General features: G+C 59.7%; 17 protein-coding genes. 5 read left to right on the top strand and 12 right to left on the bottom strand.

The genetic code is table 11. The features are described 5' to 3' along the window. Positions 1–464: 464 nt before the first annotated feature. The 12 genes from ACCD02_RS27115 to ACCD02_RS27060 all read right to left on the bottom strand — a co-directional run bounded on the left by ACCD02_RS27115 (position 465) and on the right by ACCD02_RS27060 (position 12,853). The gene (locus ACCD02_RS27115) at positions 465–1,094 is read right to left on the bottom strand and encodes a class I SAM-dependent methyltransferase (RefSeq protein WP_413308863.1); all 630 of its coding nucleotides are present in this window, start codon (positions 1,092–1,094) and stop codon (positions 465–467) included. Positions 1,095–1,156: 62 nt separating this feature from the next. Then, positions 1,157–1,801, bottom strand: a complete 645-nt coding sequence (locus ACCD02_RS27110) for a methionine ABC transporter permease (RefSeq protein WP_413308837.1) — start codon at positions 1,799–1,801, stop codon at positions 1,157–1,159. Beyond that, complete coding sequence (locus tag ACCD02_RS27105; protein WP_413308835.1) at positions 1,791–2,912, bottom strand: methionine ABC transporter ATP-binding protein; 1,122 nt, start codon at positions 2,910–2,912, stop codon at positions 1,791–1,793. Before ACCD02_RS27105 ends, ACCD02_RS27110 begins: the two co-directional genes overlap by 11 nt. 1 nt (position 2,913) lies before the next feature. After that, positions 2,914–3,702 (bottom strand): MetQ/NlpA family ABC transporter substrate-binding protein, encoded by a 789-nt coding sequence (locus ACCD02_RS27100; RefSeq protein ID WP_413308833.1) that lies wholly within the window; start codon positions 3,700–3,702, stop codon positions 2,914–2,916. Positions 3,703–3,872: 170 nt separating this feature from the next. After that, a complete protein-coding gene (locus ACCD02_RS27095) occupies positions 3,873–5,240 on the bottom strand; it encodes an LLM class flavin-dependent oxidoreductase (RefSeq protein WP_413308831.1) in 1,368 nt (455 codons plus the stop codon). Beyond that, positions 5,240–6,433, bottom strand: a complete 1,194-nt coding sequence (locus ACCD02_RS27090; RefSeq protein WP_413308829.1) for an SfnB family sulfur acquisition oxidoreductase — start codon at positions 6,431–6,433, stop codon at positions 5,240–5,242. The genes ACCD02_RS27095 and ACCD02_RS27090 overlap by 1 nt, the downstream gene beginning before the upstream one ends. A gap of 24 nt (positions 6,434–6,457) precedes the next feature. After that, positions 6,458–7,705 (bottom strand): SfnB family sulfur acquisition oxidoreductase, encoded by a 1,248-nt coding sequence (locus ACCD02_RS27085; RefSeq protein ID WP_413308827.1) that lies wholly within the window; start codon positions 7,703–7,705, stop codon positions 6,458–6,460. A 447-nt stretch (positions 7,706–8,152) separates the two neighbouring features. Further along, a complete protein-coding gene (locus ACCD02_RS27080; protein ID WP_413308826.1) occupies positions 8,153–8,884 on the bottom strand; it encodes a hypothetical protein in 732 nt (243 codons plus the stop codon). A 593-nt stretch (positions 8,885–9,477) separates the two neighbouring features. Further along, complete coding sequence (tcyN, locus tag ACCD02_RS27075) at positions 9,478–10,221, bottom strand: L-cystine ABC transporter ATP-binding protein TcyN (RefSeq protein WP_413308824.1); 744 nt, start codon at positions 10,219–10,221, stop codon at positions 9,478–9,480. Between the two features lie 2 nt (positions 10,222–10,223). Beyond that, positions 10,224–10,892, bottom strand: a complete 669-nt coding sequence (gene tcyL / locus ACCD02_RS27070; RefSeq protein ID WP_413308822.1) for a cystine ABC transporter permease — start codon at positions 10,890–10,892, stop codon at positions 10,224–10,226. Further along, positions 10,889–11,686, bottom strand: coding sequence for a cystine ABC transporter substrate-binding protein (gene tcyJ / locus ACCD02_RS27065; RefSeq protein WP_413308820.1), 798 nt, complete (start codon positions 11,684–11,686; stop codon positions 10,889–10,891). Before tcyJ ends, tcyL begins: the two co-directional genes overlap by 4 nt. Before the next feature lie 168 nt (positions 11,687–11,854). After that, positions 11,855–12,853 (bottom strand): D-cysteine desulfhydrase, encoded by a 999-nt coding sequence (locus ACCD02_RS27060; RefSeq protein WP_413308818.1) that lies wholly within the window; start codon positions 12,851–12,853, stop codon positions 11,855–11,857. 196 nt (positions 12,854–13,049) lie between these two features. Between ACCD02_RS27060 and epsC the strand changes: the two genes are divergently transcribed. From epsC to ACCD02_RS27035, 5 genes are all read left to right on the top strand, one after another. Then, entirely contained in the window at positions 13,050–14,021 is a 972-nt protein-coding gene (gene epsC, locus ACCD02_RS27055) for a serine O-acetyltransferase EpsC (protein ID WP_413308816.1), read from the top strand. Positions 14,022–14,232: 211 nt separating this feature from the next. Then, positions 14,233–14,529 carry a pyrroloquinoline quinone biosynthesis protein PqqE gene (locus ACCD02_RS27050; RefSeq protein WP_413308814.1) on the top strand — a complete coding sequence of 99 codons (297 nt, stop codon included), beginning with the start codon at positions 14,233–14,235 and terminating at the stop codon, positions 14,527–14,529. A 375-nt stretch (positions 14,530–14,904) separates the two neighbouring features. Beyond that, positions 14,905–16,710: a phenylacyl-CoA dehydrogenase gene (locus ACCD02_RS27045; RefSeq protein WP_413308812.1), complete on the top strand. Its 1,806-nt coding sequence runs from the start codon at positions 14,905–14,907 to the stop codon at positions 16,708–16,710. Between the two features lie 374 nt (positions 16,711–17,084). Further along, a complete protein-coding gene (locus ACCD02_RS27040; RefSeq protein WP_413308810.1) occupies positions 17,085–18,383 on the top strand; it encodes a GGDEF domain-containing protein in 1,299 nt (432 codons plus the stop codon). A 215-nt stretch (positions 18,384–18,598) separates the two neighbouring features. Beyond that, entirely contained in the window at positions 18,599–20,377 is a 1,779-nt protein-coding gene (locus tag ACCD02_RS27035) for an acyl-CoA dehydrogenase C-terminal domain-containing protein (protein WP_413308808.1), read from the top strand. The last annotated feature ends 189 nt before the right edge of the window (positions 20,378–20,566 follow it).

The raw sequence follows: 20,566 nt of genomic DNA, 5'->3' as shown, positions 1-20,566 counted from the left end.
GAATTCGCGGCTGAATGAGATTGGCGTGGGAGTGAATTCATTCGCGAAAGCGGTATTCCATCTGATGCAGATGTATTGGATTTACTGGCCTCTTCGCGAATGAATTCGCTCCCACAATTCTTTCCCACGACGTTGCTTTGAAACAAAAAACCGCCTGCTGACAGGCGGTTTATTTTGCCCTCACGTCACTCGCTGTTCCTGCATCTGTTCCCGCTGATGATTGGCCAGGGCCTTGGCCATATCGATCAGGTAAAGAAAGGGAGCAGTCCTGCGCATTCGTCACTTTTGGTGTGGCCGCAGCGCTATGGCGGAAAATTTTGCGGGAACGAACTGTGGGAGCGAATTCATTCGCGAAAGCGGTATTCCAGCTGATGCACATGTATTGGATTTACTGGCCTCTTCGCGAATGAATTCGCTCCCGCAGTTGATTCCCGCCGTTCGCTCACAACGGTGGGGCGCTGATACTACTGAGCCTTGCGCCAGACACTCGCCAACCAAGGCTGTTGATCCCTCGGCAGCCCCGCCGGCCGGTAGTAATGCTCCAGCTCGACAAAGCCTGCCGTCGTCAGCAGTTGCCGCCAGTTTTCCAGATCGTGGTAGGCGCCGTAGCGCGGGCCTTTCCAGCCTTCCTGGTTGTCGCCGCGGGGGTTGGAGCTGAACAGCACGCCGCCGGGTTTCAGTGCCGCATGCAGTTCACGCAGTACCCGGGGCAGCTCCTGCTTGGGCACATGGAACAGCACGGCATTGGCGAAAATGCCGTCGAAGCGTTCGGCCGGCAGGTTGAGTTCGAGGAAGTTCTGTTGCAAGACCTCGCAGCCAGTGTCGGCCCGGGCCATTTCGGCGAAACGTTCGGAGCCGTCGAGGCCGGTGGCGATATGGCCCATGAGGGTGAACGTCTGCAGATCACGCCCCGGGCCGCAGCCGAAGTCGAGGATCTGCAGCGGCGCCGGACCCTGGATATGCCGAAGCAGGGCGTCGATGTTCTGGCTGACGTCGTGGTCGCGAGTGCCTTCGCGAAAGTCATCGGCAACCTGGTTGTAGTGGTCCAGGGTCGTGGCGGTGATGGTCTGTAGCGTGTCGCGGTCGAGGGTCATGGGGGCTTCGCGCAGGGCTCGTTGAGTGCTGACCTTACTCAAAATGCCCTGCGCCGCATAGCTCAGCGCTTGTTCAGCACCCGTGCCAGGCGATCGCCGCCGAACTGGATAAACGCCACCAGCACCACCAACAGCACGATTACCGTGACCATCACCTGGCTGTCGAAACGCTGATAACCGTAGCGGTAAGCGATGTCGCCAAGGCCACCGGCACCGATGGCACCGGCCATGGCCGAGGAGTTGATCATGGTCACCAGAGTAATGGTGAAACCGCCGACGATGCCCGGCCGCGCTTCGGGCAGCAGCACATGCCAGACGATGTGCCAGCGGCGGCAACCCATGGCCTGGGCGGCTTCGATCAGGCCGTGGTCGACTTCACGCAGGCTGACTTCGGCGATGCGCGCAAAGAATGGCGTCGCCGCGATGGTCAGGGGCACGACCGCCGCCCAAACGCCGTAAGTGGTGCCGACGATCAGCCGGGTAAAGGGAATCAGCGCGACCATCAGAATCAGGAACGGTACCGAGCGGAACAGGTTAACGAAGGCGCCGAGTATGCGATTGAGGTTCGGCGCCTCGTAGATGCCGCCTTTATGGCTGGTGACCAGAATCACCGCCAGTGGGATGCCCACCAACAGCGCAATCAACGATGAAACGCCGACCATCAGAAAGGTATCCAGGGTGCCCTGGAGCAAGCGATCAAACCACATAGCCGATGACCTCCACATGCTGTGCCTGTTGTCGGGCACGACTGAGCAACTCTTCGCGGCTGTAACGCGATGCCGCCACCGAAATCAGCAGGTGCCCCAGGGGACGGCCCTGAATGCGTTCGATACCGCCATTGAGCAGGCGAATCTGTCCGCCGAGGGCGTTGAACAGCGCCGCCAGATCGGGCTCTTCGCCGGACTCGCCGGTAAAGTGCAGGTCCAGTACCAGCGCTGCGTCCGGCTGCGGTGGCTGTGCGTGCAAGCGAGCCTGCAAGTCTTCCGGCAAGCCGTGCTGCAGCGGTGCCAGCAGAGTTTTGCTGACCGCATGCTGCGGGCTGCCGAACACCTGCCAGACCGGCCCTTGCTCGACGACTTTGCCCTGTTCCAGCACGACGACGCGGTCGCAGATATCGCGGATCACTGCCATCTCGTGGGTGATGAGGATAATGGTCAGGCCCAGGCGCTGATTGATCTGTTTGAGCAGGCCAAGGATCGACTGGGTGGTCTCCGGATCCAGGGCCGAGGTCGCTTCGTCGCACAGCAGAATGTCCGGGTCATGGACCAGAGCGCGGGCAATGCCGACGCGCTGTTTCTGCCCGCCGGACAACTGCGCCGGGTAGGCGTGATGTTTGTCTTGCAGGCCGACCAGTTCCAGCAACCCGGCCACTTTGCGCTGGCGCTGTTCCTTGGCGACGCCTGCGACTTTGAGCGGCAGTTCGACGTTCTGCCACACGGTCTTGGCCGACATCAGGTTGAAGTGCTGGAAGATCATGCCGATGCGCCGACGCAATTTGACCAAGCTGTCTTCGTTCAGCTCACCGATATCCATCTGATTGATCAGCACCCGGCCGCTGCTCGGTTGCTCAAGACGGTTGATGGTGCGGATCAGCGACGACTTGCCCGCGCCGCTGCGGCCGATGATGCCGAAAATTTCGCCGCGCTGGATGGCCAGGTCGATGTTGTGCAGCGCCTGCACCGGGCCTTGTTGCCCGTTGTAGGTCTTGCCCAGGTTGATGAAACGTACCAGTGCGTTGTTCAGGTCAGGATGCAGTTCGACCTTGTCGGCGGACTGCGCGTTGTCGGTGGGCTGCTGACGCTGGGCGATGGCGGTCATGTCACTTTTCCCAACCGGCCTGATAGAGCTTGCCATTGACCTTGTCCAGGGAGGCACGCACAACCGGCGAGTGTTGATAGATGTCGATGAACTTGGCCAGGCGTGGATCGTTCTTGTGGTCCGGGCGGATCACGAACTGGATGACGTATTCCGGGTGATCGAGACCGTCGAAGAGAATCGCCGAGCTTGGGTCGAAGGTCTTGGCCAGACGGATATAAGCCGGGTAGCCCTGGACCAGGTCGGCATCATCGTAGGCGCGCACCAGTTGCACGGCTTCGACCTGAATGATCTTCAGCTTCTTTGGGTTGGCGGTGATGTCTTCTTCGGTGGCCTTATATCCAACACCCGGCTTGAGAGTCAGCAGACCGGCCTTGGCCAGCAGTTGCAGACCGCGCCCGGCATTGATCGGGTCATTGGCGATTGCCACGGTGGCGCCGCTTGGCAGCTCATCAAAGCTTTTGTACTTCTTCGAGTACAGACCGACGTTATTGATAATCCCTGGCGCATAGGATTCCAGATGGGTCCCGGCGTTGGCATTGGCATTGGTCAGGAACGGGATGTGCTGGAAGTAGTTCACGTCGATATCACCCGCTGCGAGGCTGACGTTGGGGGCGATCCAGTCGGTGAATTCCACCAGTTCGACTTTCAGGCCCTGCTTGCCGGCTTCCTCGACGGCAGCTTCCAGGGGGATGGCGAAAGCGGCGGTGGTGCCGACTTTCAACGGCGCATCGGCGGCGTGGGCGGTGAGGGTCAACAGGCCCAGGGCCAGGGTGGCGATCAGTTTGTTCATGGGTGAATTCCGCAAGGTTTGGGTTTTGTCTGATAGATGCATTCATCGCTGAGCAATATGGGAGCGAATTCATTCGCGAAGAGGGCAGCAAAACCAAAACATTTCCATGGTTTGAAATACCGTTTTCGCGAATGAATTCGCTCCCACAAAAATCTCGTTCTTTCAGCTGGTTATGAGTTGTTTGGCTGTCGGTAACTGGCCCCGGTATGCCGTTCGGGCAAATGCGCTTCACCCTCGGGAAACAGCTTTTCCCGTAATGAGCCGCTGTCGTAGGCGGTCTTGTAGGAGCCGCGTCGTTGCAGCTCGGGGATCACCAGTTCGATGAAGTCGACGTAGCTCTGCGGCGTGACGATGCGGGTCAGGTTGAAGCCGTCGAGGCCGGTTTCGGCTATCCAGGATTCCAGTTCGTCAGCCACCTGCTGCGCCGAGCCGACCACGGTGAAGTAGCGCCCGCCCAGGGCGTGTTGGTCGAGCAGGCGTTGGCGGGTCCAGTCGTTGTTCTTGAGGTTTTTCGTCGCGGACTGGATGGCGTTGCTCTTAACGTACTGGATCGGTTCATCCAGTTCGTATTCGGCAAAGTCGATGCCGGTGGAAGCTGCGAAGTGCGCCACACCCGCCTCGGCGCTGGCGTACTGGCGATACTCCGCAAGCTTGGCTTGGGCCTCTGCTTCGGTGGCGCCGACGATTACGTTCAGGCCCATGAAGATCTTGATGTCTTCAGGCTTGCGCCCGGCGGCCTCGGCGCTGGCGCGGACCTTGTCCACCTGCTCGCGGGTCGCGGTCTTGTTCTGGCCGCTGATGAATACGCACTCGGCATGACGCCCGGCGAATTGCAGGCCGCGCTCGGAGCTGCCGGCCTGGAACAGCACTGGCGTGCGCTGCGGCGACGGCTCGCACAGGTGGTAACCCTCGACCCGGTAGAACTCGCCTTCATGGCGGACCTTGTGCACTTTGTCCGGCTGCGCATAGATACGTCGGGCCGGGTCATTAAGTACGGCGCCATCTTCCCAGCTGCCTTCCCAAAGTTTGTAGAGCACTTCCAGGTACTCGTCGGCCTGATCGTAGCGACGGTCATGTTCGACCTGCTGGCTCAGGCCCATGGCCCGGGCGGCGCTGTCGAGGTAACCGGTGACGATATTCCAGCCCACCCGGCCGCGGCTCAGGTGATCGAGGGTCGACATGCGTCGGGCGAACAGATATGGCGGCTCGTAGGTCAGGTTGGCGGTGAGGCCGAAACCCAGATTGCGCGTGACTGCCGCCATGGCCGAGACCAGTAGCAACGGGTCGTTGACCGGCAACTGGATGGATTCTTTGAGCGGCACGTCCACCGAGTTCTGATAGACGTCGTAGACGCCGACGATATCTGCGATGAACAGGCCGTCGAACAGCCCGCGCTCGAGCAGTTGGGCCAGTTCGGTCCAGTATTCCAGGGTCTTGTACTGGGTCGAATTGTCCTGTGGATGAGTCCACAGGCCATGATTGATATGGCCGATGCAGTTCATGTTGAACGCATTGAGCAGGATCTTTTTCTTCGCCATCAGAGGGTCCCCCGGCGTGGAGGATTGATGTCGTTGAGGTAGTAATTGCCGATAGCGTGGTACTTCCAGCGCACCGGGTCATGCAGGGTGTGCACGCGGGCGTTGCGCCAGTGACGGTCCAGGCCGTGTTCGGCCAGGGTGGCCTGGCTGCCCGCGAGTTCAAACAGGGTGCTGCCCGCAGCCAGGGACACTTCGGTGCTGATGGCACGGGCTTCGGCCACGGCAATCGAGGCGGCGGCGAGGCTCTCGGCGCTGGTGTCGAGTTGAGCGCGGTCGAGGAATTCACCTGCACGCTCGAGCAAGGCTTCGCAGGCACTCAGGCGTGCGCCGAGCTTGCCGAAGCTATGCAGCGTCAGCGGGTCGTCCACGGCCTTGTCGCTGCCGGAGTCGATCCATGGCCGGGTGCGGGTACGAACGAAAACCAGCGCATCGTCATAGGCGGCGCGGGCGATGCCGGTGTCGATGGCCGCGTGGAGAATTTGTGCCAGAGGGCCGACTGTAGTGGGGCGTTCGAAGGCGCTCTGGAATGGCACGACGTCGTCCGCCTGCACGAACACACTGTTGAACACCACCGAGCCGCTGCCGGTGGTACGTTGGCCGAAGCCGCTCCAGTCGTCTATCACGCTCAGGCCGGGGCTGTCGGCGGCGACAAAAGCCAGTTGCTGGACGCCGTCGTCATCGATGACCGAGGTGGGAATGCGCTGCGCATACAAGGCGCCGGTCGCGTAGAACTTGCGGCCATTGATGCGATAGCCATCGCCGTCGCGGCTCAGGCGTGTGGTGCGGTCATGGGCTGTGCGGGTGCCCAGTTCGGCCAGGGCATTGCCGAAACGCACGCCGCGCAATGCTTCGCCATAAAGGCGTTGTTGCTGGGCCGGGTTGCCGTTTACCCGCAGCACTTCCAGTGCATAGAAATGGTTTTGCGGGATTTGTCCGAGGGAGGCATCGGCAGCGGTAATCAGCGCAATGACTTTGGCCAGGGTGACATTGGACACGCCAGCACCGCCATGGGCTTTGGGCACGTTGATGCCCCACAGGCCTGACTGGCTGAACACGTCGAGTTCGGCCAGGGGCAGGCGACGTTCGCGATCGCGCAGAACACTCTCGCGTTGAAACTGTGCAGCCAGTGCGGTGGCGATTTCCAGGGCCTGGGCGTCGTCACCGATCACAGCGGCGGGAGAAGTAAAACTCATTGGGTGGTGCTCCAGAGGTCTGGTTCAGATCCACGAATGGCGGGCGGGCAGGTTGCCGTTAAGGTTCCAGGCGCCGATGGCGTGGTATTTCCAGCGCACCGGGTCGTGCAGGGTGTGCACTCTTGCGTTGCGCCAGTGGCGGTCGAGGTTGAACTCGGCGAGGGTGGCGCGGCTGCCAGCCAGTTCGAACAGCTTCTCGCTGGCCAGCAGGGCGATTTCCGTGGTCAGTACCTTGGCCTCTGCCACGGCGATGGAAGCCCTGGCGGCGGACTGTTCGTCGACCTCCGTGGCGGCGACTTCGTCCAGTACTTGCCCGGCCTTGCGCAGCAGGGCTTCAGCGGCATGCAGGTCGAGTTTGAGCTTGCCGATATCGGCGATCACATAAAGGTCGTCACTGGCCCGCTCGACATTGGCATCTACCCACGGCCGTGAACGTTCTCGGACAAAGCTGATGGCGTCGTCTATGGCGCCACGGGCAATTCCCGCATCGATGGCCGCCTGGATCAGTTGCGAAACCGCGCCTTGAATATTCGGCACCAGGGCCTGGCGCCAGTTGTCGATCACCCGCTCGGCATCGACCCGCACGCCTTCCAGCAGCACCGTGCCGCTGGCGGTGGTGCGCTGGCCGAAGCCGGACCAATCGTCGACGATACTCAGGCCCGGCGCATTGCGCGGCACCAGTGCCAGCACCTGACGACCTTCGTCATTCAATGCTTTTACCGCGACCCAATGGGCGAACAGGGCGCCGGTGGAGTAGAACTTCTGTCCGTCGATGATGAATTGATCACCGTCGCGCCGGGCCCGGGCCTTGAGTTCCAGGGTGTTTTTTGTGCCGCGTTCAGGCCCGGCATTGCCGATGCGCCAGCCGTCCAGGACACTCTGGAACAGCGCGCGTTTCTGCGACTCGGTGGCGCAGCCCGCCACCAGTTGCAGGATGCCGAAATGATTCTGCGGGATCTGCCCCAGGGCCGGATCGGCTGTGCAGATAATGCGAAATACCTCAGCCAGGGTGACGAATGAAATCTGCGGCCCGCCGTAGATTCGGGCAACGGAAATACTGCCCAGGCCGCTGCGGGTGAAGTGTTCGATTTCCGCCCAGGGCAGTTTGCGCTCGCGGTCGCGTTGGGCCGCGTGGACACGGGCGATGGCCGCCAGCTCATGTGCGGCGACGATGGCTTCGGCATCAGAGCGCAGAACCTTGGCGGGCAGCAATGGAGCGATGTTGTCCCGGGCCTGCTGTGGTGGTGTGCGGTTGACCGTTGAAATGACCATGGGAACCTCGTATGAAACGCTGCAGTGGCTGCGGCGAGAAAAATCAACGATGTCCGGTGGTCCGGTCTATATACCCTAATCGTGTATAAAAATTAAATAAACTACCGTTTAGGAATAAGCATAGAAGACTAAGCTCAGCCTGTTGTCAGAGAACGGTGACGTAGGTGAAGGTCAGGATAAAAATGCACATCACAGCGACTTTTTTTCGTTGCATGGTGGTCATCCTCGGTATTGATCACGTGTTTTGATACAGGCTAGCAGCGCGTCATAAGTGAACCGTGGAATAGCTGTAGGAATAAGTGCGGTGTTGTGTGGGATAAATCTGAATGGTCATCAATATGTGTGGAAGTTCACACTGTTTGGCGCTGCGAGTAAAGACGATGCCGATACGGCGGATGAATTGCTATTGGTTATCCGCCGTATCGGCCGTGTGTGATGTGCTCGAAGTTAAAGGGTTTTTTTCGCAATATTGGAAGTGTTGATGATGCGCGTCGGTGCCCAGCGTGAGTTATTCCCGGCCCGGTCAATGATGCAGTAGGTTATTTCCTGAGCCTCTTCGACGCAGGCCTCACGAATGAACTCCGGGGGCACTGTGAATGTCACCGGCATGCCCACTTCATCGGCACTGAGGGCGGGGAGGTCCATGCGCAAATCACCCCAGCGCAAGGTGATCTCATCATGGGCCGCCATGTTCAGGTACGGCGCGATGCTCACGGGCATGCCGTCGAGCATGTGACTGGAGTGCAGCCCGCGTTGCAGCACCGGGTCGGGCAGTGTCAGCGGTTCCAGGCCCTGGTTTTCCTCGGTGTCCGGGTCCAGCAACTGGCCGCCGGGCAGATCCAGCCTGACCCAGAGCGTGCAGGGAATGGAGGCTTCGGGCAGGTCACCTATCTTCATGATCCGATAGCTGATCTTGACCTTGCCGTTCTGCAGAAAACTTTCCGGGACACGTAAGGCTATGGTCTGGCCGATGTCGGCGGCGTTGACGGTTTTTGAGGTCACGTAGCAGCCTCCCCAGAGCAGCTCGATCAGGTCGCCTTCGTCCATGGCCGGGTAGGGTTCTATATGTACCATCAGGTGAGCGGCGGCCAGACGGCCGATGCCCCTGTGATGTGCCTGGGGCACATGGGGGGGCGGGAGGGTGAGATGAGGTGTCTTGCAAGTGGTGGTATGAGTCATATTCTGAATACTCTTGATCGTCGACTTTCCAAGTAACAGCAGGACAGGGATGCACCGGGAAAACGACTTAACATTTAAGGGGTATCGAATGGTGGAGTGCTGAAAGTTACGGCAGGTATTGCAAGGTGTTGGTCGGTAATATTTGCAATAGAACAATGACGTTAAACCTTCCGCCATCACCGAGCTAATTGGGTTATTGCGAGGCTGTCAAGAAGTGTTGCGGGTAAAATATGATGGAGGAGTGAAGTCAGAAATTTCCCACGAATATAGTGGTATTTATCTGCATTTGTTTAATTGTTTCCCTACCAAATGCGTCGCGGATTGCCTTGATAGCGTCGGATAGAAGTTTTTCAGTATGTGAAGTTGTTTAAATGTTACAGGAGGATAGTGTGTGTTTGACGACGATTCAACAGGGTTGCAAGCCGCACAAAAAAGCGCCCGGAGGCGCTTTGTTCATGCGGTGGTCTAGTGTCCTGTCTCGTAAATAAGCTGTTCAATCTGGACGGCGTCGGATTTCGCCAGGCGGCGTTGCCGCTCCTGACAAAACCAGCCACTCGACCAGAGTGAACGTATTTGCGAAACAGGAAACTGGATCAATTGCGGCTGCGCTCGAGAAATTGCCGGGTCCGTTCTTCGCGAGGGTTGGCAAACAGAGCCTTGGCTTCACCCTGTTCGACGATGACGCCCTTGTCGATGAAAATCACCCGATTGGCCACATCTCTGGCAAAGCTCATTTCATGGGTCACGATGACCATGGTGCGTTTCTCTTCGGCCAGGCTGCGGATGGTCGCCAGCACTTCACCCACCAGTTCAGGGTCCAGTGCCGAGGTCGGCTCATCGAACAGAATGACTTCCGGTTCCATGGCCAATGCCCGGGCAATCGCCACCCGCTGTTGCTGCCCGCCGGACAGACGACGCGGATAGGATTGCTCCTTGCCCGCCAGACCCACCCTGGCCAGCAGCTTGCGACCCAGACCGATCGCCTCTTCACGTGCCATCTTCTTGACCACGATGGGCCCTTCGATGACGTTTTCCAGCGCGGTGCGATGGGGGAACAGGTTGAAGTTCTGGAAAACAAAGCCGACGTGCTGGCGCAACTGGCGAATCAAACCTTGTTGCTGGCTCAGCGGACGGCTGCCATCAATGGCAATGTCGCCGACGACGATCTTGCCGCTGCTCGGTTCTTCGAGGAAGTTCAGGCAGCGCAGCAGGGTGGTCTTGCCCGAGCCGCTGGGGCCGATAATGGCCACCACTTCGCCGGCCTCGACTTTCAGATCAATGCCCTTGAGCACCTGCTGGCCCTTGAATTCCTTGGTCAGCTTTTCAACCACTATCATGCTCATGACTCCAGATCATGCCGATTGACCCGCGCTTCCAGACGGTTCTGCAAATGCGCGAGCAGGCTGGCGAGGATCCAGTAGATCAAGGCGGCGGCAAGGTACATGGTGAAGACTTCGAAGGTCCGGGCGGTGATCAACTGCGCCTGACGGAACAGCTCCGGCACCTGAATGGTGGCTGCCAGGGCGGTGTCCTTGACCAGTGAGATGAAACTGTTGCCCAGCGGCGGCAAAGCGGTGCGTGCAGCCTGCGGCAGGATGGCCCTGCGCATGGTCTGCGCGCGGGTCATGCCGATGCTGGCGGCGGCTTCCCATTGCCCACGATCCACGGCGCCGATGGCGGCACGCAGGATTTCGCAGGCATAGGCGCCCATGTTCAGGGAAAAACCGAGCAGGGCTGCCGGTAAAGGGTCCAGTTCGATCCCCAGTTGCGGCAGGCCGTAATAGATCACGAACAGCTGCACGAGCAGAGGCGTGCCGCGGAAAAACGATACATAGATCCGCGCAATCCAGCCCAGCCAGCGCCGGGATGACAAACGCATCAGCGCCAGGCCGAAGCCCAGCGCCAATCCGAAGAACATCCCGCCCAGGCTGAGGATGACCGTAAAGTAGGCGCCCTTGAGCAAAAAGGGCACCGAATCCAGCGCGAGCTGTAGGCTCTCTTCAATCATTTGGTTACATCAGCGTTGAAGTACTTCTGCGACAGCTTGGCCAGGGTTCCGTCGGCGCGCAGTTTATCCAGGGCTTTGTTGATGGCGTCCAGCAGTTCTGGCTCGCCTTTACGCAGGGCGATACCGGATTCCTGACGGGAGAATGGAGCGCCCGACACGGCTAATGGCACCTTGCTCTTGTTGGAGATCTCAAGCGCTGCAAGACGGTCAACGAGGATCGCATCGACACGTCCGACGCTCAGATCCTGAAGCTTGGTCGGATCATCATCATAGGTCTTGACGATAGCGTCCGGCACATTGGTCTTGAGCCATTGCTCGTAATTGGTGCCCAGGCCTACGCCGACCTTGTGGCCTGCCAGCGACGCGGGGGTGTCATATTTGCCAGCATCTTTTTTCTGCACCAGAGCCTGGATACCGGACACGGTGTAGGGTTCGGAGAAGTCGTACTTCTTCTTGCGCTCGTCAGAGATGGTCACCTGATTGACCACGATGTCCAGGCGCTTGGACTCCAGCGCGGCGAGGATACCGTCCCACTTGGTCGGCTGCAGCTTGACCTTGACGCCCAGCTCCTTGGCCAGCGCTTCGGACAGATCCACTTCGAAACCGGCCAGCTTGCCGTCTTCACCGACGAAGCTGAATGGTGGGTAGGTGCCTTCCAGGCCGACGTTGAGGGTGCCGTTCTTCTTGATGGTTGCGAGTTGTTCACCGGCAACGGCCTGGGTCATCAGGCTGGCGCCCATGACCAGACCCATGGCGGAAACGAGCAGTGTGCGACGGATGGCAGACAGATTCATACGAGCCCCTTGTTTTAGGAATGTTTTGGCTTGAAGCCTTTAACCAGCTTTTGCGGCACTTGAACAGCCCGTGTGCCTTGGGCCGCGACTATAGAGAGGCGGCCCATATGAAATAAAATAATTAAAATCTATTTGTTGGTTCTATTTGGGTATAAGTGTCTACGTCGGTCAATCGCCGAATACCCCAGGGTAAGCAAACAGCGCCGGAGCGCCACCGGTATGCAGGAATATCAACGGGCCGTCGTCGAAACGCTGGCGCCCGATACCGTCGAGCAAGCCAGCCATGGCCTTGCCGGTGTAGACCGGATCAAGCAGCAGGCCTTCATGACTGGCGACCAGTTTCACTGCAGCCAGCGTGCCAGCATTGGGTTCCCCGTAGCGCGGGCCGTAATACTTATCCCACAGATGCACTTTGAAGGCATCCGGCACCGGTACGCCCAACAGCTCGGCAGTGCGTTCGGCCAAGCCCTGGACTTTAGGGAATTGGGTTTCCTCCGGCCGCGACACGGTGACGCCGACGACAGGGAGGCCTGGTAGTTCTTCGGCCAGGGCCAATGCCAGGCCGCTATGGGTGCCTGCGCTGCCCGAGGCCAGCACCACGGCGGCGAAGTCCAGGCCGGTCATTTTGATCTGTTCGGCCAGTTCCAGCCCGGCCCGCACATAGCCCAGGGCGCCGAGGGCATTGGAGCCGCCGATGGGCACCAGATACGGTTTCTTGCCGCTGGAGCTCAGGCGGGCGGCCAGGGACTGCAATTGTTCGTCGGCGTTATCGAGGTTTTCCACCAGTTCGACCTTGGCATCGAACAGATCCAGCAACAGGCGGTTGCCGTTGTGCAGGTAGTTGCTGTCTTCACTGGCGATGGGATTCTCCAGCAGGGCCACGCAGCCCAGGCCCAGTTGCGCGGCGAGGGCGGCGGTCTGGCGGACGTGGTTGGACTGGATGGCGCCAGCGGTGACCAGGGTGTCGGCGCCTTGCGCCAGGGCATCGGCGGCCAGGTATTCGAGCTTGCGCAGCTTATTGCCGCCCATCGCCAGTGGCGTGGTGTCATCACGTTTGACGTAGATATCGCGCCCCGCCCACGCAGACAGGCGTTCAAGTTTCACCAGCGCCGTCGGCGCACCAAGCAGGTCCAGACGGTTAAAGCGGGCGAGCTGTTGTTTGATCATGAGGGTCGATGAGCCGTACAGATAAGTCGCAGGACTATAGGTCAGAGGTTTCCCCTGTATCAACCGCCACGTACTTATGCGATGAGCGTTCAGCCCTCGCACAAATTGTTATTTTTTCCTCATAAAAGTTTGCCGTAGAGTGGCCGCATCAGCGGTCGCCACCCTAAAAGACCGCGTCCTGTCAGGAGATGTCAGCGTGAGCGAACTAACCAAAGCCTCCGTCAACGGTCGCTCCAGTCATTGGCAATTGCAGGGCATCGTCAGCCAGTTGCGTGAAGCACGGGCTGACTGGCGCACCCGCAATGGCCGGGTCAGCGGCGAGCATGGCGGTCGCGAACTGCCTTCCCGCGCAGCCATGGGCGACATTCTTGAAGCGCTCAGCGGGGCGTTGTTCCCCATGCGCCTGGGACCGGTGGATTTGCGCGAAGAGAGCGAGGATTTCTATGTCGGCCACACCCTGGACGTAGCGCTCAATGCGTTGCTGGCCCAGGCCCGGCTTGAGCTGCGTTACGTCGCCCATCAACGTGGCCAGGATGTGACCGGCGTGGACCAGAAGGCTCTGGAGCTGATCCAGGGTTTCGCCAGTGCGTTGCCGGGCATTCGTCGTTTGCTCGACACCGATGTGCTTGCCGCTTACCACGGCGACCCGGCGGCACGCAGCGTCGACGAGGTGTTGTTGTGCTATCCGGGGATACTCGCCGTGATCCATCACCGCCTGGCGCACTACCTGTACCGCGTCGGCTTGCCGCTGCTGGCGCGGATCAGCTCGGAAATCGCCCACTCGGCCACCGGCATCGATATCCACCCCGGCGCACAGATCGGCGCCAGCTTCTTTATCGACCATGGGACGGGCGTGGTTATCGGCGAAACCGCGATCATCGGCGAGCGCGTGCGCATCTATCAGGCCGTGACCCTGGGCGCCAAACGCTTCCCGGCCGATGAAGACGGCCAATTGCAGAAAGGTCATGCCCGTCACCCGATCGTCGAAGACGATGTAGTGATCTATGCCGGTGCGACCATTCTCGGGCGCATCACCATCGGCCAGGGCTCGACGGTCGGCGGTAACGTCTGGCTGACCCGCAGCGTACCGGCGGGTTGCAACCTGACCCAGGCCAACCTGCTGCAGGCGCAGACTGACGATGGCTGCCAGCAGAAAGGCCGGGAATGATCCTGCTGGTGTGATCCATGTCGCAATTGGAAGTGCTGCCTGTCGGGTTGGATTGAACAGGCGGCACCCCGGCCTCATGCTGAGGCTTATAGAGTGCGGGCTATGGTTGCCCTCTATGAGGCGGCTAACTGCCATTAGTCTTTTTATCGGGTATTCCGTCTCTATTGCTGTTTCAATAGCCGTGTTCGCTTTCTGAACAGAGGATCATTCCATGCAAGTGACATTGAACAACTCCGTTTACCCGGGCCTCAGCGCCATGCAGGTTGGCGAGACTCGTGTCGATCAGGCAGCCAGCCAGCTCGCCAACAACAACATCGAAATCTCTGGCCGCAGCCAGTCTTCGGATTTCCAGTTGGAGCGTTTGCGCGCGGTTGACCGTTCCCAGCGTTCGGACATGGCCACCAATGTCGTCGAGCTGGAGTCGGGCAAGAACCAGGTTCAGGCCGGTGCTGCTGTGCAAAAGGCCAGCGACGAAATGCTCGGTACTCTGATCAACGTAACTGCCTGATAAAGCCCCTTCTTGCCGTGCGAATCTGCGCACGGCAGCTCTATGAATCTCCCGGTATCACTTCCCTGTATCGCCCTCGCAACACCCTCCTGCTCAACTAGACTTTCTGCTATCGCCACTCGTTGGGGGGTTGGTCTTGCGCTGTTTCGGTGGGACGGGCTTTAGCCGGTAATACGCGTCCCCGGCTAAAGCCGGTCCCACAGAATATCCAGGCCGCCGACGATGAATGGTTTGCGCAGCCCGCTTGACAAGATTTGGGCGTAAACGTATGTTTCAAACACCCGTTTGATCGACAGGCATCAGAGAGTTGTCCGGTGCTCTTCATCACACCGATCGGTCATTCATTCCAGGATTCATCAGCAGAGGTTTATCGCTATGCCTGAATACAAGGCCCCCTTGCGTGATATTCGCTTCGTACGTGACGAACTGCTCGGTTATGCAGCCCACTACGAAAGCCTGCCGGCTTGCCAGGACGCCACGCCTGACATGGTGGACGCCATTCTCGAAGAGGGCGCCAAGTTCTGTGAGCAGGTACTGGCACCGCTGAACCGTGTCGGCGATACCGAGGGCTGCACCTGGAGTGAAACCGGCGTGAAGACGCCGACCGGCTTCAAACAGGCATACAAGCAATTCGTTGAAGGCGGCTGGCCAAGCCTGGCCCATGATGTCGCTCACGGCGGTCAGGGCCTGCCTGAGTCCCTGGGCCTGGCGGTCAGCGAAATGGTCGGCGAAGCCAACTGGTCGTGGGGCATGTACCCAGGCCTGTCCCATGGCGCGATGAACACCATTTCCGAGCACGGCACGCCTGAGCAGCAAGAGGCTTACCTGACCAAGCTGGTCTCCGGCGAATGGACCGGCACCATGTGCCTGACCGAACCGCACTGCGGCACCGATCTGGGCATGTTGCGCACCAAGGCCGAGCCACAGGCTGACGGCAGCTACAAAGTGTCCGGCACCAAGATTTTCATCTCCGCCGGTGAACACGACATGGCCGATAACATCGTCCATATCGTTCTGGCGCGCCTGCCCGATGCACCGGCCGGCACCAAAGGCATCTCGCTGTTCATCGTGCCCAAGTTCATTCCATCGATCGAAGGCAGCATCGGTGAGCGTAACGCCGTGACCTGCGGCTCCATCGAACACAAGATGGGCATTCACGGCAACGCCACCTGCGTGATGAACTTCGACGGCGCTACCGGCTACCTGATCGGCCCGGCGAACAAGGGCCTGAACTGCATGTTCACGTTCATGAACACCGCTCGCCTGGGTACCGCGCTGCAAGGCCTGGCCCACGCCGAGATCGGTTTCCAGGGCGGCCTGAAATATGCCCGCGAGCGCCTGCAGATGCGTTCCCTGACCGGTCCGAAGTCTCCGGAAAAGGCCGCTGACGCGATCATCGTGCACCCGGACGTACGCCGCATGCTGCTGACCATGAAGGCCTTCGCCGAAGGTACGCGGGCCATGGTGTACTTCACCGCGAAACAGGTCGATATCGTCAAGTACAGCGAAGACGCCGACGCCAAGAAAGCCGCCGACGCGCTGCTGGCCTTCATGACCCCGATCGCCAAGGCGTTCATGACTGAAGTGGGCTTCGAATCCGCCAACCACGGCGTACAGATCTACGGTGGCCACGGTTTCATCGCCGAGTGGGGCATGGAGCAGAACGTGCGCGACAGCCGTATTTCCATGCTGTACGAAGGCACCACCGGCATCCAGGCGCTGGACCTGCTGGGCCGCAAAGTGCTGATGACCCAAGGCGAAGCACTGAAAAGCTTCACCAGGATCGTCCACAAGTTCTGCCAGGGCAACGAAGGCAACGCTGCTGTCCAGGAGTTCGTCACCCCGTTGGCGGCACTGAACAAGGAGTGGGGCGAGCTGACCATGAAGATCGGCATGGCCGCCATGAAAGACCGCGAAGAAGTCGGCGCAGCCTCGGTGGACTACGTTATGTACTCCGGCTACGCCTGCCTGGCCTACTTCTGGGCTGACATGGCGCGCCTGGCAGCAGAAAAAATCGCCGCTGGCACCACCGAAGAAGCGTTCTACAACGCCAAGTTGCAGACCGCACGCTTCTACTTCCAGCGCATCCTGCCGCGTACCCGTACCCACGTGGCCGCGATCCTGTCGGGTGCCAACAACCTGATGGACATGAAAGAAGAAGATTTCGCACTGGGTTACTAAGTCCCCGGCGTTTCTCAAAGGCCGCCTCCCTGCATGGGGAGGCGGCTTTTTTTTTGGCAATCAGATCACAACCATCTGAATTGGAATGGGGTTTCGCAGGAGCTGCCTAAGGCTGCGAACGGGTCTCCCTGATCTACCGCTATCGCAGCCTTCGGCAGCTCCTACAAGAATCTCACTCCAATTCAGGTGCGGCATAAGGCGGTAATCCTCAGGTAGTTAAATAACCTTCATGCAGCGCCGATAAACCTTTTCTCTTTCCTGCCGTTAAAGAAAGTAGCCCGCTATTTAGTACTACTGAATGCATTAATCATCCGTTGAGGGCACAATGCCATCATACGAGTTCTTTACCCTGGTGCCGGGTAGGAGACACCCCCTTGCTGCGTTCTTCCGCTACACGCTTCAGTCATTTCCTGCCCTCGCTGGTGCTTCTTCTCGCCGGGCTCGCAGCTGCGTACGTCAAGGACCTGAACGTTTTCTTCACTTCACTGTTCAACGTCCTGCCAACCCTGGTGCTGTTGTTGGGCGGGGCCTACTGCACGGTGTATCGACGCCAGCGTGAGTTGTTCCTGATGCTCACGGTGTACGTTGCCTATTTCCTGCTCGATACCCAGACCGATTACTACCGCGACAACGGCAAGGTGCGGGAAGACGCGGCGGTGGTCTTTCATCTGATCTGCCTGTTGTTGCCCGTCTTGTACGGCCTGTTCGCCGCCTGGGAGGAGCGCACTCACCTGCTGCAGGACATGGTGGCCCGTGCCGCCGTGCTGCTGGCCGTAGGTGGTGTGGCGCTGGGCCTTGAGCAGAGTTATCCGGACGCGCTGCTGGCCTGGCTGGCCGATATTCGCTGGCCGGCCTTGCATGGTTCGTGGATGAGCCTGATTCAGCTGTCCTACGCGATGTTCCTGCTGGCCTTCTGCCTGTTGATCGCCCAGTACGTGCAAAAGCCGCGACCGCTGCATGCGGCGCAACTGGTGGGTCTGCTGGGGCTGTTCTGGGCCTTGCCGAAAACCTTCATTCTGCCGTTCACCCTGAATATCCTGTGCAGTCAGGTGATGCTGATGATTGCCGCCGCCGTGGCCCATGAGGCCTACCAGATGGCTTTCCGCGACGAGCTCACCGGTCTGCCGGGGCGTCGTGCATTGAATGAACGCATGCAGCGCCTGGGGCGCAACTATGTGCTGGCCATGGGTGACGTCGATCACTTCAAGAAATTCAACGACACCCACGGTCACGATGTCGGCGACCAAGTGCTGCGTCTGGTCGCGAGTAAGCTGGCGAAGATCACCAACGGCGGCGGGCGCGCCTATCGCTATGGCGGTGAAGAGTTCGCCATTGTTTTCGCTGGCAAGAGCGTCGAGGAATGCCTGCCCCATCTTGAGGTGATCCGCGAATCCATCGCCAACTACAGCATCCAGTTGCGTAACCCCGACAGTCGCCCGCAGGACGATCAGCAGGGGCGACAGAAGCGTGGTGGGGCTGGGGCTTCTGCGGTATCGGTGACGGTCAGCATTGGCGTTGCCGAGCGCCTGCCGGAACACCGCACGCCGGACGAAGTGCTCAAGGCCGCCGACCAGGCGCTGTACAGCGCCAAGGGTGCGGGGCGTAACTGCGTCATGGTGTTCGGCCAGCAGAACAAGCGCGGGGCCGTTCGGGCGCCGGAGATGGCGGGGTAGGTCAGCGCTTTCTATCGCAGGCCCACGGAACACAGCAAGCCAGTCGGTATGTCGGGTAAAAATGGTGTGACCATAATCAGATAAATAGTCACTACTTGACCCTATGTGTCGCAAATGATCTTGGGATACACTCGGCTGCAATCGACACTGCGGCTCTGGAATTTGTGAGCCGGGTCATTCCCCCAGGATCCAGCTCCTGTTTTGCGAGGTATGCCATGGCTGACTACAAAGCCCCCCTGCGCGATATGCGCTTTGTCCTCAATGAAGTCTTCGAAGTGTCCAAGCGCTGGGCCCAGCTGCCGCAACTGGCAGAGGTGGTCGATGCCGAAACCGTCGAAGCGATTCTTGAAGAAGCCGGCAAGGTCACCAGCAAAACCATCGCGCCCCTGAGCCGCGCGGCCGATGAAGAAGGCTGCCACTGGAAAGATACCGTCGTTACCACGCCAGCCGGTTTTCCCCAGGCCTACCAGACCTACGCAGAAGGCGGTTGGGTCGGTGTAGGCGGCAACCCCGAGTTCGGTGGCATGGGCATGCCCAAGGTGGTCTCGGCTCAAGTCGAAGAAATGCTCAACTCCGCCAGCCTGGCTTTCGGCCTGTATCCGATGCTGACCTCCGGCGCCTGCGTATCGATCAATACCCACGCTACCGAAGAACTGAAAGCGACTTACCTGCCGAATATGTACGCCGGTACCTGGGCCGGGTCCATGTGCCTGACCGAAGCCCACGCCGGTACCGACCTGGGCATCATCCGCACCAAGGCCGAGCCTCAGGCTGATGGCGCCTACAAGATCAGCGGCACGAAGATCTTCATCACCGGCGGCGAGCACGATCTGACCGAGAACATTATCCATCTGGTCCTGGCCAAGCTGCCGGACGCGCCGGCCGGTCCGAAAGGTATCTCGCTGTTCCTGGTACCCAAGTTCATGGTCAATGCCGATGGCAGCCTGGGCGAGCGCAACACCGTCAGCTGCGGTTCCATTGAACACAAGATGGGCATCCAGGCCTCTGCGACCTGCGTGATCAACTTCGACGGCGCCACCGGTTACCTGGTCGGCGAGCCCAACAAGGGCCTGGCGGCGATGTTTACCATGATGAACTACGAGCGTCTGGGCGTCGGTATTCAGGGCCTGGCTTCGGGCGAGCGCTCCTACCAGAATGCCGTGGACTACGCCCGCGACCGCCTGCAAAGCCGCGCGCCGACCGGTGCACAGCAGAAAGACAAGGTGGCTGACCCGATCATCGTCCACCCGGACGTGCGCCGCATGCTGCTGACCATGAAAGCCTTTAACGAGGGCGGTCGGGCCTTTTCGACCTATGTGGCGATGCAACTGGACGTGGCCAAATTCAGCGATGACGACGCCGAGCGCGAGCGCGCCGATGCATTGGTGGCGTTGCTGACGCCAGTGGCCAAGGCTTTCCTCACCGATCTGGGGCTGGAAACCACGGTACATGGCCAGCAAGTGTTTGGCGGCCATGGCTTCATTCGTGAGTGGGGCCAGGAGCAACTGGTGCGTGACGTGCGAATTACCCAGATCTATGAAGGCACCAACGGCATCCAGGCGCTGGACCTGGTCGGGCGCAAGATCGTCGGGAGCGGTGGGGCTTACTACAAGCTGTTCGCCGATGAAATCCGCCAGTTCGTCGCCTCGTGCGACAGCTCGGTGATCGAATTCACCCAGCCATTGAGCGCGGCCCTTAACACTCTGGACGAGCTGACCGACTGGGTACTGGATCGCTCGCGCAATAACCCCAATGAAATTGGCGCTGCGTCAGTTGAATACCTGCATGTCTTCGGTTACACCGCCTACGCCTACCTGTGGGCGATGATGGCCAAGGCTGCGCTGGGCAAGGAGCAGCAGGAAGACTTCTACGCCAGCAAATTGGGCACTGCGCGCTTCTTCTTCGCCCGCCTGCTGCCGCGTATTCACTCGCTCGATGCGTCGGTGCGCGCTGGCAGTGAATCGTTGTTTCTGCTGGACGCGTCGCAGTTTTGATGAGTTGAACGCAAGCGTTCGCTCGACTGGCGTGCAACCCCATGTAGACGCTGGCGAAGGCTGCGAAGACGGTTTGACGGGTAAACCCGATTCGCAGCCTGCGGCAGCTCCTACAGATCTCATTTCAATTCATTGGCTGAAATGCATTTGTAAGCATTTGCTTACACGCCGTGGTGCTGTTTGACCATA

Origin of the sequence: Pseudomonas sp. Pseusp88, assembly GCF_047303955.1 — a bacterium.
Taxonomy (GTDB): Bacteria; Pseudomonadota; Gammaproteobacteria; order Pseudomonadales; family Pseudomonadaceae; genus Aquipseudomonas.
Note: the sequence above shows the minus strand (reverse complement) of the source record. Positions and strands in the feature narration are given on the sequence as shown.